Origin of the sequence: Halomonas terrestris, assembly GCF_049166755.1 — a bacterium.
Lineage (GTDB): Bacteria > Pseudomonadota > Gammaproteobacteria > Pseudomonadales > Halomonadaceae > Halomonas.
This window is the reverse complement of sequence record NZ_JBMHFZ010000007.1, coordinates 43,534-59,936: the sequence shown is the minus strand read 5'-3', so window position 1 is coordinate 59,936 and position 16,403 is coordinate 43,534. Positions and strand designations below refer to the sequence as shown.

16 protein-coding genes are annotated in these 16,403 nt (G+C 70.1%); 4 read left to right on the top strand and 12 right to left on the bottom strand.

The genetic code is table 11. The features are described 5' to 3' along the window. Positions 1-34: 34 nt before the first annotated feature. Positions 35-982: a threonine ammonia-lyase gene (locus ACOMD9_RS08825; RefSeq protein WP_421413854.1), complete on the top strand. Its 948-nt coding sequence runs from the start codon at positions 35-37 to the stop codon at positions 980-982. 9 nt (positions 983-991) lie between these two features. Here the strand turns inward: ACOMD9_RS08825 and ACOMD9_RS08820 are convergent, their stop codons facing one another. From ACOMD9_RS08820 to ACOMD9_RS08765, 12 genes are all read right to left on the bottom strand, one after another. Continuing rightward, a complete protein-coding gene (locus ACOMD9_RS08820; protein WP_421413853.1) occupies positions 992-1,918 on the bottom strand; it encodes a metal ABC transporter permease in 927 nt (308 codons plus the stop codon). Further along, positions 1,915-3,129 (bottom strand): metal ABC transporter permease, encoded by a 1,215-nt coding sequence (locus ACOMD9_RS08815; protein WP_421413850.1) that lies wholly within the window; start codon positions 3,127-3,129, stop codon positions 1,915-1,917. The genes ACOMD9_RS08820 and ACOMD9_RS08815 overlap by 4 nt, the downstream gene beginning before the upstream one ends. Beyond that, the gene (locus tag ACOMD9_RS08810; RefSeq protein WP_421413848.1) at positions 3,126-3,932 is read right to left on the bottom strand and encodes a metal ABC transporter ATP-binding protein; all 807 of its coding nucleotides are present in this window, start codon (positions 3,930-3,932) and stop codon (positions 3,126-3,128) included. The genes ACOMD9_RS08815 and ACOMD9_RS08810 overlap by 4 nt, the downstream gene beginning before the upstream one ends. Further along, positions 3,929-4,906 carry a metal ABC transporter solute-binding protein, Zn/Mn family gene (locus ACOMD9_RS08805; protein ID WP_421413845.1) on the bottom strand — a complete coding sequence of 326 codons (978 nt, stop codon included), beginning with the start codon at positions 4,904-4,906 and terminating at the stop codon, positions 3,929-3,931. Before ACOMD9_RS08805 ends, ACOMD9_RS08810 begins: the two co-directional genes overlap by 4 nt. A gap of 204 nt (positions 4,907-5,110) precedes the next feature. Continuing rightward, positions 5,111-6,106, bottom strand: a complete 996-nt coding sequence (gene gntR / locus ACOMD9_RS08800; protein WP_421413843.1) for a gluconate operon transcriptional repressor GntR — start codon at positions 6,104-6,106, stop codon at positions 5,111-5,113. An 84-nt stretch (positions 6,107-6,190) separates the two neighbouring features. After that, a complete protein-coding gene (locus ACOMD9_RS08795) occupies positions 6,191-6,703 on the bottom strand; it encodes a gluconokinase (protein WP_421413840.1) in 513 nt (170 codons plus the stop codon). 28 nt (positions 6,704-6,731) lie between these two features. After that, positions 6,732-8,015, bottom strand: coding sequence for a TRAP transporter large permease (locus tag ACOMD9_RS08790; protein WP_421413839.1), 1,284 nt, complete (start codon positions 8,013-8,015; stop codon positions 6,732-6,734). A 3-nt stretch (positions 8,016-8,018) separates the two neighbouring features. Further along, a complete protein-coding gene (locus ACOMD9_RS08785; RefSeq protein ID WP_421413837.1) occupies positions 8,019-8,609 on the bottom strand; it encodes a TRAP transporter small permease in 591 nt (196 codons plus the stop codon). 69 nt (positions 8,610-8,678) lie between these two features. Continuing rightward, positions 8,679-9,755 carry a TRAP transporter substrate-binding protein gene (locus ACOMD9_RS08780; RefSeq protein ID WP_421413835.1) on the bottom strand — a complete coding sequence of 359 codons (1,077 nt, stop codon included), beginning with the start codon at positions 9,753-9,755 and terminating at the stop codon, positions 8,679-8,681. Between the two features lie 194 nt (positions 9,756-9,949). Next, complete coding sequence (locus tag ACOMD9_RS08775) at positions 9,950-11,044, bottom strand: serine hydrolase (protein ID WP_421413833.1); 1,095 nt, start codon at positions 11,042-11,044, stop codon at positions 9,950-9,952. Then, positions 11,044-12,147 carry a heparan-alpha-glucosaminide N-acetyltransferase domain-containing protein gene (locus ACOMD9_RS08770; protein ID WP_421414129.1) on the bottom strand — a complete coding sequence of 368 codons (1,104 nt, stop codon included), beginning with the start codon at positions 12,145-12,147 and terminating at the stop codon, positions 11,044-11,046. Before ACOMD9_RS08770 ends, ACOMD9_RS08775 begins: the two co-directional genes overlap by 1 nt. A 41-nt stretch (positions 12,148-12,188) precedes the next feature. Beyond that, on the bottom strand, positions 12,189-12,551 hold the full coding sequence (locus ACOMD9_RS08765; protein ID WP_421413832.1) for a hypothetical protein: 363 nt from the start codon (positions 12,549-12,551) through the stop codon (positions 12,189-12,191). 173 nt (positions 12,552-12,724) lie between these two features. On the opposite strand from ACOMD9_RS08765, the gene ACOMD9_RS08760 reads away from it, so the two are divergent. The 3 genes from ACOMD9_RS08760 to ACOMD9_RS08750 all read left to right on the top strand — a co-directional run bounded on the left by ACOMD9_RS08760 (position 12,725) and on the right by ACOMD9_RS08750 (position 16,384). Beyond that, positions 12,725-13,195, top strand: a complete 471-nt coding sequence (locus ACOMD9_RS08760) for an aminoacyl-tRNA deacylase (RefSeq protein WP_421413830.1) — start codon at positions 12,725-12,727, stop codon at positions 13,193-13,195. 97 nt (positions 13,196-13,292) lie between these two features. Further along, complete coding sequence (locus ACOMD9_RS08755; protein WP_421413828.1) at positions 13,293-14,453, top strand: ChaN family lipoprotein; 1,161 nt, start codon at positions 13,293-13,295, stop codon at positions 14,451-14,453. Further along, a complete protein-coding gene (locus tag ACOMD9_RS08750; RefSeq protein WP_421413825.1) occupies positions 14,450-16,384 on the top strand; it encodes a M1 family metallopeptidase in 1,935 nt (644 codons plus the stop codon). The genes ACOMD9_RS08755 and ACOMD9_RS08750 overlap by 4 nt, the downstream gene beginning before the upstream one ends. Positions 16,385-16,403 lie beyond the last annotated feature (19 nt).

Sequence of the window (16,403 nt, the reverse complement as noted above, 5' to 3'; positions counted from 1 at the left end):
GGGGGCCCTTGCGGCAATGCAGAGGCGAGACGAGATGATCGACCTGAACGACATCCGGCGGGCCCGGGAGCGGCTCCGGCCGACCCTGACGCCCACCCCGCTGGTCCTCGACCACGAGCTGTCACGCCGGCTGGCGCGCCGGGTGTGGCTGAAGGGCGAACTCTTCCAGTGCACCGGCTCCTTCAAGGCCCGGGGCGCGCTGAACTGGCTGGCCACGGCCTCGGGGGAGGAACTGGCCGGCGGGCTGGGGGCGGTTTCCGCCGGCAACCATGCCCTCGGCCTGGCCTGGGCGGCGCGCCAGGCCGGCGTGGCGGTGACCATCGTGATGCCGGAGAACGCCAGCCCCTTCAAGGTGGAAGGCAGCCGGGCGCTGGGCGCCGAGGTGATCCTCCACGGCGACATCAACGACGCCTGGTCACGGATGCACGCGCTGGTCGCGGAACGGGGCCTCACCCTGGTCCACCCCTACGACGACGAGCGCATCATCGCCGGCCAGGGAACGGTGGCGCTGGAACTCCTGGAACAGGCCCCCGAGGCCACGGCCCTGCTGTGCCCCATCGGCGGCGGCGGGCTGATCTCGGGGATCGGGGTGGCGGTGGACGCCCTGCGCCCCGAGATGTCGTTGATCGGCGTGGAGCCCGCGGGCGCGGCGAGCATGGCCCATGCCTGGGCCCGGGGAGGCCCGGCGAAGCTCGCGCGCGTCAGCACCTGCGCCAAGAGCCTGGCCGCCGCCACCGTCGGCGAGCACACCTACCCGCTGTGTCGCCGCCATGTCGACACCCTCCTGCAGGTCGACGAGGCCGCCATCCATGCCGCCATGCATCACCTGCTCTACCGGGCCAAGCTGGTCGTCGAACCCGGGGCCGTGGTGGCCGCCGCCGCCCTGCTGGAGGGCATCGCGCCCCTGCCACCCGAGGGCGATGTCATGGTGGTGATCACGGGGGGCAACATCGGTCGCGAGGAGTTGCGCGACCACCTGTAGCCTGCACCGTCACCCCGACTCCGTCACGGCCCCCCTGCGCTGTCGCTGGGGCCCGAACAGGCAGGCCAGCAGCAGGATCAGCCCGGCCAGGGTGGCGATCGTGCCGGCGGCGCTCACCGAGGCATCGAAGCCCAGCCAGCCGAGGCCGTGGCCCGCCAGCAGGTAGCCCAGCACCGCCGAGACCACGGCGAAGAGCTGGCTCCAGGCGATCTGGGCACCCAGCCGATTGGTCATCAGCCGCGCCGCGGCAGCCGGGCAGATGAACATCGCGATGACGATGATCGAGCCCACCGCCTCGAAGGCGGCGATGGCCGCCACCGCCACCATGGTCACCAGCAGCAGGTCGACCACCACGGGATGCGCCCTGACGCTGGCGGCGAAGTCCGGGTCGAAGCTGCCGAGTACCAGGTGACGGCGAAACACCGCCACGAAGGCCATCACCGCCAGCGCCACCCAGGCGACCCGGGCCAGCTGCGGCGGCAGGTCCGCCAGGGCCGTGGGGTCGAACAGCGCGGCCGGCCCGGTGCCATCGAACCAGATCAGGCTCTCCAGGTTGCCGTAGAGGGCATGCTCCACGTCCAGGTGCACCCCGCTGGCCTGGTGCCACTCCAGCAGCAGCACGCCCAGCGCGAACAGGCTGGTGAAGGTCACCCCCATGGCCGCGCTGATCTCCACCCGGCCGAGGCGGCGAATCAGCTCGATCATCGCCACCGTGACCAGTGCCGAGACACCGGCCCCCAGCATCATCGCCGTGGAGGCGAGCATGCCGGTGAGCAGGAAGCTGACCACGATGCCGGGCAGCGCCACATGGCTGATGGCATCGCCGATCAGGCTCTGGCGACGCAGCACCAGGAAGTTGCCCAGCAGCGCGCAGGTCATGCCGATGATCACCGCCACCGTCAGCGGCACCAGGCTGAACATCATGAAGTCGCTCATCGGCCGCCCTCCCGGCGAGGCAGAAGCTGGGCCTCCAGGGCCATGATCGCGTCCGGCGAGAGCACCCGGGCGATCGGCGTCAGGCCGGAGTGCTCCTGCTGCAGGGCATCGTCCGGATGGCGCTCACGGTAGAGCGCCCAGAGCCGCTCCTCGTGCTCGGCATCGCGTGCGGCGGCGCGCCCCGGAGGGGTCGGCACGCCGTCGCGGCGGATGTACCCCTGGCGCCGCAGCAGCTTCAGGGTCAGGTTGTCGAAGATCGACTCCTCCCGGGCCAACGCGAGCAGGCCCTGGCGCAGGTGGACCCGGCGGCGGAAGCGCTGGTAGGCCAGCAGGGTCGCGAGCACCCCGCGCCACGGCGAGAACAGGAAGGAGGCCATGAACAGCGCGAAGGCGGCCAGCACGATCAGGGGACCGGTGGGCAACCCCTCGCGGACACTGGAGAGCGTGACTCCGAGGTAGCCCGCCGCCGCCCCCAGCAGGGCCGCCAGCGCCACCATGCGCAGGGGCCGGTCGGTCCAGAAGCGGGCCGTGACCGGCGGGATGATGGTCAGCGCCACGATCAGGATCAGCCCGGTGACCTTGAGCCCGATCACCACCACCGCCATCAGCAGCATCAGCATCAGCAGGTCGACCCGCCAGGTGCTCACCCCCTGGGTCCGGGCGAAGTCGGGATCGAAGCAGACCAGCAGGAATTCGCGACGCAGCACGAAGATCGCCACCAGCAACCCCAGGGCGCAGAGCGCGATCAGTTGCGCCTCGGAGGCCAGCATGCCGGCGGTGGCCCCCACCAGGTAGCCGGTCAGGCCCGCCTGGCCGGAGACCTGCATCGACTGGATGACGGTGATCAGCACCACCCCGAAGGCGAAGAACGACGAGAGTACCGCGCCGATGGCGGCATCCTCGCCCAGCCGGGTGCGCGTGCTGATCGCCTGCACCGCCCAGAGGCCCACGGCGGCACTCAGGGCGGCGCCCACCAGCAGCCCCGGCAGCCAGCGCCCGTCGCCCTGCCACAGGCCGACGAGGATGAAGGCCAGGGCCAGCCCCGGCAGGGTCGAGTGGCTGATCGCATCGCTGACCAGCGAACGCTTGCGCAGCAGCACGAAGCTGCCGATCATGCCCCCGCCGGCGCCGAGCAGCATGCTGCCGAGGGTCACCAGGCTGGTGTTGTAGCCCAGCGAGAAGGTCAGGGCGTACCACCAGGTCTCCATCATTCGCTCCGTTGGGTCGCGGGGACGGGCTCCCCGACCAGCCGTGCCAGCTGGACGGGGCTCAGGCGCCCGCCGTAGGTCGCCTGGAGGTTGCTCTCGGTGAACACCTCCTCGACGGGGCCGGCGGCGATGCGGCGCACGTTGAGCAGCAGCACGTGATCGAAGTAGTCGCGCACCGTGGCCAGGTCATGGTGCACGCAGAGCAGGGTCCTGCCCTCCTCGCGCATCCGTTTCATCACCTCCACGATGGCCTTCTCGGTGGCCGCATCCACGCCAGCGAAGGGCTCGTCGAGGATGGTCAGCTCGGCCTGCTGGGTCAGCGCCCGGGCCAGGAACACCCGCTGCTGCTGGCCGCCCGAGAGCTGGCCGATCTGCCGGTCGGCGAAGGCCTCCATGCCCACCCGGGCCAGGCTTTCCATGGCCTGCTCGCGATGGTGCCGGCGGGTGAACTGCCACCAGCGCAGGTTGCGGAACAGCCCCATGGTAACCACGTCGATCACCGTGGCGGGAAAGTCCCAGTCGATGCTGTTGCGCTGGGGTACGTAGGCGATGTGCCGCGACATCTGCTCGATGGGCCGGCCGAACACCCTCACGTCGCCGGTGAGTCGCCGGGTGATGCCCATCGCCGCCTTGAGCAGGGTCGACTTGCCGGCACCGTTGGGGCCGACGATGGCGGTCATGCTGCCCGGCGGCGTGACGAAGTCCACCGAGTAGACCACCGGCCGCCGGTCATAGCTCACCGTCAGGCCATGCACCGCCAGCGGGCTCGCCGCGACCTCCTCGCTGATCCTCGACGCGCGGTTCATGTTTCCTCCTCGGTCGAGGCGAGGCGGCCCAGGCGCCCGCCGTCGGGCACCTCGCCACCCAGCGAACGGGTGATCAGGGTGACATTGTGGTCGATCATGCCCAGCCAGGTGCCCTCGTAGGTGCCCCGGGGCCCCATGGCATCGGAGAAGAGCTCACCACCGATGCGCACCTCGTGCCCCTTGGCCGCGGCCCCCTCGATCAGCGCCCGGATATTGCGGTCCGACACCGAGGTTTCGATGAAGATGGCCTCGATCCCCCGCTCCACCAGCAGGTTCACCATCGACTCGATGCGGGCCAGGCCGGCCTCGCTCTCGGTGGAGAAGCCCTGGATGCCCAGCACCTCGAAGCCGTAGGCATCGCCGAAGTAGCCGAAGGCGTCATGGGCCGTCACCAGGACCCGCGATGCCTCGGGCACGCTGGCGAGCACCTCGCGGGCATAGGCGTCCAGCGCCTCGAGCTCCTCCAGGTAGTCGTCGGCACGCTCGGCGAAGGCCTCGGCATGCTCGGGGTCGAGCTCGCTCAGGGCATCGCGGATGCCCAGCACCACATGCCGCCAGCGGCCGGGGTCCATCCACACATGAGGGTCGGGCTGGTCGGGATACTCCTCGTCGGCCAGGCGCGCCTCCTCCGGCACCGACTCGCCCATGGCGAACACCGGCTTGCGCTGGCCCAGGCGTCCGAGGAACTCCTCCAGCTGGGCCTCCAGGAAGAGGCCGTTCCAGAACACCGCATCGGCTCGCGTCATGGCGGTCACGTCACTGCGGGTCTGGCGATAGAGATGGGGGTCGGCCCCCTCCCCCATCAGGCCGCGCACCTCGACCCGATCGCCGCCGACCTCGCGCAGGGTATCGGCGATCATGCCGGTGGTCGCCACCAGCTGCAGGCGAGCGGTCCCGGCCGACGCCGGCACGGCCAGCAGGCCCACCAGCGCCGTCAGGACGAGCAGCGACGAGAGACGGCGAGCAAACGACATAGGGTGACTCCTTGGATGGCAGGTGCAGCGCGAACGGGCCGGCATCGACGCCCCGTCCAGGGGGAATCGCCGACGGCCTCTGCCTATAGCCTACCGTGTTGGGCGCCAGTTGCTAATTGCATCAGGCTAGCCGGCTCATAGCCAGGACGCATATCGCCAATCGGAAATGGCATGACGAGCATGCCCGGGCCGGACGACGGGTGATCAGAGCGTGGCGCCGACCTCGATGCGGTACCCCAGGTCGATGATGCCCTCTCCCTCGCCCTCGCCACGGATGCGCGCCAGCAGTTCATGGGCGGCACGCTCGCCGATCGCCTCGCGCGGGGTGACCACGCTGGCCAGGCGTTGCGACATCACCTGGCCCACGTCGTGACCATGGAAACCGGCGATGGCCAGCTGCTCCGGTACCGCGACGCCACGCCGCAGGCACTCGAAGTAGGCCCCCACGGCCACGTCGTCGTTGGTGCAGAAGATGCCGTCGGTCTCGGGGTGCTCGGCGAGGATCTCGGCCATCAGCGCGGCCCCCACGCTGTAGGAGGAGCGCTGGGTCCGCTGCAGGGTCAGGGGGGCCAGGCCATGGGCTTCCATGGCCTGGCGGTAGCCCTGTTCACGCTGGCGGGTGCGTTCGTCGAGGCGCACCGCCAGGTAGAGGATGCGGCGATGGCCGTGGCGGATCATCTCCTCGACCATGTCGCGGGCGGCGGCGACATTGTCGTAGCCGACGGCCTGGTGGATCGGCGGCAGGTAGGTGTCCATGATTTCCACCGAGGGAATCCCCGCCGTCTCCAGCATGCGGCAGCTTCGTGCGGTGTGGTGGCTGTCGGAGAGGATCATGCCGTCGACGTTGTACGAGAGCAGCGAGGCCAGGCTGCGCTCCTCCATCTCCGGGCTGTAGCCGTAGTGGGTGAGCATGAGGTGGTAGCCGGCCGGCTCGGTCACCGACTCGATGCCCATGATGACATCGGCGAACACCTGGTTGGTCAGGGAGGGCACCAGCACCCCGATCGAACGGCTGGAGGCCTTGGACAGCAGGTCGGGGGCCCGGTTGGGAATGTAGCCGAGTTGCTCGGCGACCGAGAAGATGCGTTCCCGCAGCCCCTCGGAGACCGACTCGGGGTTGCGCAGACAGCGGCTGACGGTCATCTTCGTCGCCCCCACCCGGTCGGCGATGTCCTGGAGGGTCGGTCGTCTCTTCTTCACGGTATCCGATGTCCCGCTCGATGGAGAAGCGTCTGGAAAGCCGCCTACCATAGCCAACTTTCCGTAACGTTTCATGTCTCCCCGTCAGGGTGCCTTCAGGCTCCCCAGGAAGGTGTCGACGATCTGCTCCGGTGTCCGGCCGATGTTCACGATGACGGCTTCATCCTCCCCCGGGGGCTCGAGGTCCGCCAGCTGGCTGTCGAGCATGGCGTCACCCCGGAAGAAGTGCTCCTCCCGACGGCCCAGCCGCTGGCGAAGCTGTTCGCGATCGCCCTCGAGAAACAGGATGGCGAGGTCGCCGTCGCCCCCGCGCAGGATGTCCCGGTAGCGTCGCTTCAGCGCCGAGCAGGCGATCACCACCGACGCCTCGCGGCGCCGGTAGTCGGCGAAGAAGCCCGCCAGGGTCGCGAGCCACTCGCCGCGATCCGCATCGTCGAGGGGGATGCCGTTGGCCATCTTGTCGATGCTCGCCGGTGAGTGGTGGTCGTCGCCATCGATGAAATCGACGCCCAGCCGGCCGGCCAGCAGGCGGCCGACGTGGGACTTCCCCGAGCCCGACACGCCCATCACCAGAATGCGGTACGTGGCAGCCTTCACATGACCTCCCGTCGGTCGGTTGCCGAACTCAGTTTCCACGGACGGCGGTGAGGTCGGGCAGCCAGGTGACGATGCCCGGGAAGGCGATCAGTATGACCAGCACCACCAGCAGGGCCGCGTAGTAGGGCAGCATGGCGCGCACCAGCGCCTCCATCGAGACCTTGCCCACCCCGCAACCCACGTAGAGGCAGGTGCCCACCGGCGGCGTCAGCAGGCCGATGCCGAGGATGAAGGCCATCAGCACCCCGAAATAGGCCGGGTCGACCCCCACCGAGGTGACGATCGGCGTCAACATGGGCGCCATGATCACCATGGCCGGCGTCAGGTCCATCACGAAGCCCACCAGCAGCAGCAGGCCGGCGACGATCAGCAGCAGCATGAACGGGTCCTGGCTGATTGCCTGCACCTGGCGCACCAGGGTCTGGGGCACCATGTTGATGGTCAGGAACCAGGCGATCACCGTGGCGAAGGCCAGCAGCAGCAGCACCATGCCGGTCAGGCGGGCGGTGCGGATGAGCATGCCCCAGAGGTCGCGCAGGGCGAACTCGCGGTAGACCAGCAGCGAGATGGCCAGCGAGTAGAGCAGCGCGGCCACCGCCGCCTCGGTGGCGGTGAAGACGCCGCCGATGATGCCGCCGATCACGATCACCGGCAGCACCAGCGCCAGCCAGGCCGCCTTGAAGGCCTGCCAGAGCAGGTCGAGGCGGAACTTCCGGGTCTGCCCGGCGTGCTCGATGCTGGCCATGATGAAGGTGGTGACCATCAGGCCGAAGCCGATCAGCAGCCCCGGCACGATGCCGGCGATGAACAACCGGCTGATCGAGGTCTCGGTGACGATGCCGAACAGGATCAGGGGGATCGACGGCGGGATGATGATGCCGATCACCGACGACACCGTGTTGATGGCGGTGGCGTGGGGGGCGGAATACCCCTGCTGCTTCATCGAGGGGATCATCATCGCCCCGGTGGCGGCGGTATCGGCCACCGCGGAACCGCTGATGCCGCCGAAGAACATCGAGCCGGTGATCGCCACCTGGCCCAGGCCGCCGCGCACGAAGCCGACCAGTGCGCCGGCCAGGTCCATCAGGCGCCGGGCGATACCGCCGGCACTCATCACCTCGCCGACCAGGATGAAGAAGGGGATCGCCAGCAGCGGGAAATTGTTGACCCCGCGGATCGACTGCTCGATCAGGATCGACAGCGGGATGTCGGAGAGGACCGCCAAGACCACCGCCGCGACGCCCAGGCCGAAGGCGATCGGCAGGCCGATGGCGATGGAGGCGAACAGGATGCCGAGAAAGATCCACAACATGGCTCAGTGCCCTCCGCGTCGTGCGGGTGATGAGGGGTCGCGGACCAGCCGCACGCACTGCCAGACACGCCATAGCGCCACGGCAGCAATGAAGGCGGCGCAGAGCACCAGCGAGACGTTGATCAGGTTCCAGGGCACGCCGAGGATGGCGGTACGGCCGGTGGAGCGTGACATCACCACGTAGCCGCCCCAGACGATGATGCCCATCAGGACGGTGATGATCAGGTTCTGGAGCATGTAGAGCAGGTGGGCGCCACGCGGCTTGAGCTTGCGCACCAGGAAGTCCACGGCGATATGCTCGAACCGGGCGAAGGCCGCCGCGGCCCCGATGAAGATCAGCCAGATGAACAGCATGCGCGCCAGCTCGTCGGCCCAGGGCAGCGAGCGGTTGAGCAGCGAGCGGCCGATGACGTTGGCCGATACCGAGACGATCAGCGCGACCAGGATGGTGGCGATCACCTGTTCCATGGCCACGGTCAGCCAGCGGAAGATCGCCGGTCCCTTGCGCTCCTCGAAATCGAGCTCGAGGGGCTCGCGATTGGGATCATCGAGAAACACCCCCGGGTCGACGGGCGGTGGAGTGGACGTAGACATGCGGTGCTCCGGAGACAGGACAGGGGGCATGCACCCCCTGCCGCTGTCCTTTCGGTCGTGAGGAAGGGATCAGTTGCCGGTGGTTTCGCTGACGATGGCCTGGATCTCGGCGATCAGGTCTTCGCCGATACGCGGAGCCCACTCGTCGTAGACCGGCCGCACGGCCTCCTGGAAGGCGGCGATCTGGTCGTCGTCGAGGCGGGTGATCTGCATGCCGCGCTCCTCGAGCTGCTCACGGGACCAGTCGTCGTACTCGGTGGCCAGCTGGATCTCGTATTCCGCCGACTTGCGGGCCGCCTCCTGGACCAGTTCCTGGTAATCGGGATGCAGGCGATCCCAGGTGCGCTCGGACATCATCAGGATGAAGGGCGTGTAGACGTGGCGTGTCTCGGAACCATAGTCCTGCACCTCATGGAAGTTGGAGGTGAGGATGGTGCTCCAGGGGTTCTCCTGGCCGTCGACCACGCCCTGCTCCATGGCCGAGAACAGCTCGCCGAAGGCCATCGGCGTGGGGTTGGCGCCCAGGGTCTCCCAGATGGAGAGGTGCACCGGGTTCTCCATGGTGCGCACGGTCAGGCCGCGCACGTCCAGGCCGGCGACGTCCTCCGGCGACGCGACCGGGCGGGCACTGTTGGAGAGCTGGCGGTAGCCGTTCTCCGAGAAGGTCAGCGCCTTGATGCCCGTGCCGTCGAAGGCGTCGAGCATCGACTGGGCGACGTCGCTGTTCATGACGGCGACGGCCGCCTCGCGGGTCGGCAGCAGGAACGGCAGGTCGAACGCCGCCAGCTCCTCGACATAGGTGGTGGCCGGTGACGAGGAGGGGTAGGACATGTCCAGGGTGCCGGTCTGCAGCATCTCCATCATCTGGACGTCGTCGCCCAGCTGGCTGTTGGGGAAGATGTTGACGGTGATGCGACCTTCGGTGCGCTGGTCGAGGATGTCGGCGAAGTACTGGCTGGACAGGTACTGCGGCGAGGTCTCGGCCAGGCCGATCCCCATGCGGATGGTATGGCTGCCGTGGTCGGCCACGACATCGCCCTCGATGGCGGGCGGGTCGGAAAGGTCGGGCGTCTGGGCCTGGGCGATGCCCAGGGACAGGGTGGCCGCACCGGCCAGGGTGAGTGTGCTGCGCCAGATGGCTGTCATGGCGTGTGTCTCCAAAGCGGCTTGTACATTGTTGGAATCGTGCGCTGTTGCAAGCGTCTTGATCAGCATAGATGGTCGGGACCGGTCGGCGCTGTGATCAGCGACGATGTTACCGGTAACAACCCATGTTGAGATTAGGCCCCCCCGCGCCGCCTTGTCAACGACAATCCCCACCGGGCAACTCATACCTTTGGCTAAGGGGTGGTGCGGCCGTCGGACCTGGTACCGGGATCGAGCACTCCGACCTCGCGGATCGACCGGCCGATCGCGGCCAGGACCCGCTCGGCACGCTCGACCTCCCGCTCACCCCGGGTACAGGCGGCGATCACCAGCCGACGGGTGTCGGCGGCCTCGCCCAGGGTCAGGATCCCGGCATCGCAGCTGCGCCGGTGCTGGGTGCCGGTCTTGTGGGCAAAGCGCAACTCGCGCCCGAGGCCCGCCTCGAGACGTCGCTCGCCGCTGGTGGTCCGCTCCATCGTCGACAGCAGGCGAGCGGTGGCCGCCGGCCCCAGCGCCCTGCCCTCGCCCAGCGCGGCGAGCAGTTCGGCGAAGGCATCGAGCCGGCCACTGTTGAGACCGGTGGCATAGTAGGCAGCGAAGGCGGCATCCAGCGAGCCCAGCCGCAGCGACTCCCGCGGGATCCCGAGCCGCCCGGCCAGCCAGTCGAGGCGGGCGGCATCGTCGTCGCGCTTCTGCAGCTCGATGAAGTCGAGCCCGGACAGCTCGAAGGCACGCGGGTGCAGCCCGGCATAGACGTGCCGGCGCACGTCCACCAGGGTGGTGATGGGCTCGAGCCCGCCCTCCCCGGTCATGGCGGCGGCGCGCCGATTGACCGCCTCGAGCCCCAGCAGGCCGATCAGCATGTCGCTGGCGGTATTGTCGCTGACGGTGAGCATCGGCTCGAGCAGGTCGCGCAGTGACAGCTCGGCCCCGGGGGGGGCCCAGTTGGTGGGCCCGGCACCGTCCACATAGTCGCTCTCGTGCAGCACCAGGCGCTCATCCAGCGACAGCGTCCCGGCCTCGGCCCGGGCCAGCAGCTCGATGGCCACCGGCACCTTGACCAGCGATGCCAGGTACCAGGACTCGTCGGCACGCCAGCCGAACGGCTCGCCGCCGCCGAGGGGGCGAACGACGACCCCGAACTCACCGTCGAACCCGGCCTCCAGGGTGGCCAGCCTCGCCTCGAGCCGTGCCTTCCAGTCAGCCTCGGCCAGGGCGCACGAGACCGGCGCCAGCAGCAGAGACAGGACCGCCAGCAGCCCCGTGCAGCGGCGCAGTGGACCACGCATCAGCCGTGCTCCCGGATCCAGCGCGTCAGCGCGATCCAGCCCGCGGTGGCCAGGATCAATGCCAGCCCGATGCCCAGCACCTGCGGATAGGCATAGACCTGCCAGGCCTCGAGCAGGAAGCGGAAGCCCAGGAAGATCACCACGATATGGAAGACGAAGGCCTTGAGGGCATCGGAGCCGATGGTGGTGATGGGCGCCAGGGCGGCCGCTCCCCGCTCGCCTCCCAGCAAGCAGAGCGCCAGGATCACCAGGGCGCCGCCCAGGCTGAACAGCATGAAGGGGAGTTCCGGCGGGTGCTTGCCGACATTCCAGGCCACCGCCACCAGCGCCTCGTCGAGCGCGGGCAGCGAGACCGCCACGAACCCCAGCAGCAGCGTCGCCCCGACGCCCGCCAGCCCCAGCACCAGGCGGCGTCGTGGCGCCGGCTGCCAGTAGCAGCGCAGCACGGCCTCGCCGATCAGCAGGCCGACCATCACCAGCGGCAGCCGCGAGAGCTGCCCCCAGGCGTAGTGCCCCGCATCCTCGACCAGGATCGCCTTGAGTGGCTCGATGCCCCAGAAGGCAAAGTGGCGCTCCAGCCAGCCGGCGAGCAGCGCGATGGCCAGGGGGCTGGTCAGCCGTGACCAGAGCGGCATCCGTCGCCATAGCGGCAATACCCAGGGCAGCCACAGCAGCGCGATGGCGTAGAAGCCGAGGATCTCGACCCAGATCGGGAAGCGCTGGTAGAGCAGGGTGTCGAGGATGTCCTCGGGTGGATAGCGCGGCAGCATCTCCACCACGGTGAGCACCTTGTACCAGAACAGCACCTCGAGGCCACGCAGCATCAGCCGGAGCCGCCGTCGCGGCCAGTCCGGGGCCCGGGTCCTGGGCAGGAAGGCCACCGCCAGGGCGATGCCGAACACCATGATGAACAGCGACGAGGAGAACTTGGTGAGCAGGTGGACGGGGACCATGCCCCAGTCGGGCACCTGGCGGATGCCCAGCAACCCGCTGACGGCATGGCTGAGGATCATCAGCGCGATGGCCACGCCGCGGGCCAGGTCGATGGCCTCGATCCGCCCCTGCCCCGCCGGCAATCGCGGGGTCGCCCTCAGCCGCTCCATCGCCACCCTTCCCTGCACGTCGCGCCTCCCTGGCTGCCCCTTCACTCGCCATCGACCAGCGGCTCGACGCTGCCCAGCGTCAGCCGTCGCCCCTCGCTGGTCGAGAAGCGGAACTCCCCCTCCACCCGCACCGCCTCGCCCAGGTAGGGCGCGATCATCTCGTGGGGGAAGATCTCGACCCGATGCAGGTCCTCGTCCTCGATCCAGTAGTGCAGCGGATCCTCGAAGTGGCGCACGACGCCCTGGGTCACCACCCGGGTGTCATCGTGGGCCGCGGGGTTCGAGGCCAGCACCGGCAGCGGCACCCGGGAAGCCTCCTCCTCGGCGCCGCAGGCGGCGAGCAGCAGGCAGGCGGCCAGCGCCACCCGAAAGCGCCAGATGGAACCTCGTGTCTCGGCTTGCATCCCGGGCCTCCCCGTTGGTTCACCGGCCGATCATAGCGCCTGTGGGGGGCGCCGGGTACGGCCGATGCCATCGCACAGCATCACGACTATGCTTGGAGTATGGAGCTCGACACGAAGGGAGGCACCCAACTTTTCCGTCGTTTTCGGCCCTCGCGGCCGAAGGAGAAACTGTCATGGCCATGCCGATGACGATACGCGAATACCTGCGGGCCTGTGATATCGATTTCGAGGAGGTCTCCCACCCGCGGGAAGTGACGACCAGCCGCATCGCCGAGCAGGCACATGTCGCCGGTAGCCAGCTGGCCAAGGCCGTCATGCTGCACGGTGCCTCCGGGTGCCATGTCGCCGTGGTACCGAGCGACTGCGATGCGGACCTCGACTCGCTCTCGCAGCTGTTCCACGAGAAGGTCGAGCTCGCCTCGGAAGACGAGATCGTGGAGCGCTTCAACGACTGCGATCCGGGCGCCACCACCCCGGTGGGCCAGGCCTACGGCCTGCAGGTCTATGTCGACGACCTGCTGCGCCACCAGCCCGACATCTACTTCGAGGCCGGTGACCACGAGACCCTGATCCACATGAGCGGCAGCGAGTTCGACCGCCTGATGGCCGAGAGCCCGCATGGGAAGATAAGCCGGCCCCATTGACGACAGCGCCCCCTGGCGCGGCCGCGATCCCGGGATCGCGGCCGCCTTGTGGCTGGGGTAAGGTGAGCTTCCCTGCCCGTCGCCGCCAGGAGAAGACATGTCGCCATTCCGCCGAGCCCGACGCCTCGCCCTGCCCTTGGCCATCGCCCTGGCCGGTCTGATGCTGCCGCCGGCCGCGGTCGCCGACGCCTGCTCCACCCCGGGACGCTGGTACCTGGACGGCGGTACCCCCGTCGCCCCGAGCACCCTGATGGCCGAGCTGGCCCAGCGCCGTGTGGTGCTGCTCGGCGAGCAGCACGACCGGATGGTCCATCACCGCTGGCAGCTGCACACCCTGGCCGGACTGCATGCCCACCAACCCCGCATGGTGATCGGCCTGGAGATGCTGCCCCGCGACGCCCAACCGGCCCTGGATGCCTGGGTGGCCGGCGAGCTGGACGAGACCGGCTTCATCGAGGCCAGCCGGTGGCACGACGCCTGGGGGTTCGACCCGTCGCTCTACTTTCCCATCCTGCACTTCGCCCGCATGCAGCGGATTCCACTGCTGGCCCTGAACGTCGCGCCCGAGCTGCGTCGCCGGCTCGTGGACGAGGGCTGGGAGAGCGTTCCCGAGGCGCAGCGACACGGCATCACGCCGCCGGCAGCGCCGCCGGCGTCCTACCGGGAAGCCCTGGCCGAGGTATTCGACGAGCACCCCACCGGCGGCGACCGCGACACCGGCCTGGCCCGCTTCATCGATGCCCAGCTGGTCTGGGACCGGGCCATGGCCGCCGCCCTCGCCGAGGCCAGCGGTGACGACACCCTGGTGGTGGGGCTGATGGGCCAGGGCCACCTCACCCATGGCCACGGCGTGCCGCACCAGCTCGACGACCTGGGCCTCGCCGACCACCGCACCCTGCTGCCCGTGACGCCGGAAGCCGACTGCCGCCCCGCCGAACCCGGCCTGGCCGATGCCGTCTACCTGCTGGGCGACGAGTCGCCCCACGAGCCGCCCCGGGCGCCGCGCCTGGGGGTGCTGATCGGCGAGCATGCCGAGGGCCTGATGATCCAGGGCGTCGGGCCCGGGTCGGTTGCCGCCGAGGCCGGCCTGCAGGAGGGCGATATCATCCTGCGGGCCGCCGACCGGCCCATGACCACCCCCGGGGACCTCACCGGGCTGCTGCAGCGCATGGTCCCCGGCATCCTGCTGCCGCTGGAGGTGCGCCGCGACGGCCGGCAACAGGAGATCCTCGCCCGCCTGCAGGCGCCCGCCCCATGATCCGCCCCCGCCGGCGCGGCCGATGGCTCATCCTCGTCCTGCTGGCGCTGGCCTGGGGCAGCGCCACGGCCGAGGCGCCTGACCGGCGGCTGGAGATCTGGCTGGACCCGGCCAGCCGCGAGCTGCGCGGCGAGATGCGGCTGGTGCTGCCCCCGGGGACCGAGTTCCGCCTGCTGGAGAGCCTGGAGGTGACGCGAGTGGCGGGGGCCGATGGCCCCGTGACGCCGCAGCGGCCGGCGCCGGGGCGCTATCGGCTGCCATCGGCAGACGCCCCCGGGGCCGTGACCATCCACTGGCGCGGCACATTGCCGGCGCAGCTTCCCGGCACCGGGCTGGGCGTTTCACCGGACGGGAGCCTGCTGCCGGCCCGCGTCGGCTGGTATCCTCGGGTCGCTGACCCGACACCGGGCCCGCTGGCGCTGACGATCCACGTGCCCACCGGGCAGCAGGCGGTGGGCACCGGCTCGCTGGTCGAGGCGCATCGCCACGCGAACGGCGTCACCTCGCGATACACCCATCCGCGCACCGGCGAGGTCGAGATCGCCGCCGGCCCGTGGCGGCCGCGCGAGGCGGAGGCCGCCGGCGTGCGCCTGCGCACCCTCTTCCCCGCCCGCCTCGACGAGGCGTTCGCCGCAACCTACCTGGAGCACGGCGCACGCCACCTGGCGATGTTCCAGCGCCGCCTCGGCCCCTTCCCGTTCGACAGCTTCACGCTGGCCGCCTCCCCCCGGCCGGTGGGGCTGGCCTTCCCGGGCTTCGCCCTGCTCGGTGAGCGGGTCATTCCGCTGCCCTTCATTCCCCGCACCTCGCTGGCCCACGAGCTGATGCACGCCTGGTGGGGTGCCGGCGTGGGCGTCGACCCTGCCAGCGGCAACTGGTCCGAGGCCTTGACCACCTACCTCGCCGACTACGCCCTGGACGAGGCGCGCGGCGAGGCCGGCGAGACCCGCCGGCGCTGGCTGGTGGACCTTGCGGCGTTGCCGGCTGGCGAGGAGCGCGCCCTGGCGAGCTTTCGCGGCGGCCCCGACCCTGCCGGGCGGCTGATCGGCTACCAGCACGGCGCCATGGTCTTCCACATGCTGCGCCGCCGCATCGGCGACGAGGCCTTCGAGGCGGGGCTCGTCCGCCTCGCCGAGGAGAGGATGTTCCACACCGCCAGCTGGGAGGACCTCCAGGCCGCCTTCGAGGCGGCGGCCGGCGACGAGCTGACGGATTTCTTCGCCGCCTGGCTGACACGGCCGGGCCGCCCCCGGCTGAGCCTGCACGGGATCGAGCGGGAAGCGACCGAGAGCGGTTTCCGGGTCAGCGGCGAGCTGGCCCAGCACGGCGCACGGCCCTGGCCGCTCGAGGTGCCCCTGGTGGTGGAGACCGAGGGCGGACCGCTCCATGCCACCACGCACCTCGTCGGCCGCCGTGCGGCCTTCTCGATCGCCAGCGACCGGGCGCCGACGGCATTGGCCGTGGACCCCGATCACCACCTGCTGCGCCGGCTCGACCGGGCGCCGGCGATCCTGCGCGGCCTGACCCTCGATCCGGCCACCCGCCTGCTGGCACTGGACGAGTCACTGGCTCCCCTGGGCCAGTGGGTGCTGGGCCGCGAGGCCCCCGGGGGCAGCGGCGAACGCCCGGGCGACACCCCCCTGCTGGTGATCGGCACCACGGAGGCGGTGGCCGACTGGCTGGCACACCAGGCGTTGCCGACCCCGCCTCACCCCCTGCGCACGGCCGGCCATGGCCGCATGTGGACGCTACCGGGCACCCGCATCGGGCTGGTCAGCGCCGACGACCGCCAGGGCCTGGAGCGCCTGGTCCGGGCACTGCGCCACCACCGGCATCGCAGTTACCTGGTGCAGGACGCCGCGGGCAACACCCTGGACGCCGGCACCTGGGAGGCCGACACGGATCCGTTGCGGGTGGAACTCGCTCCCTGACCCGACACCGGGCCCGGCG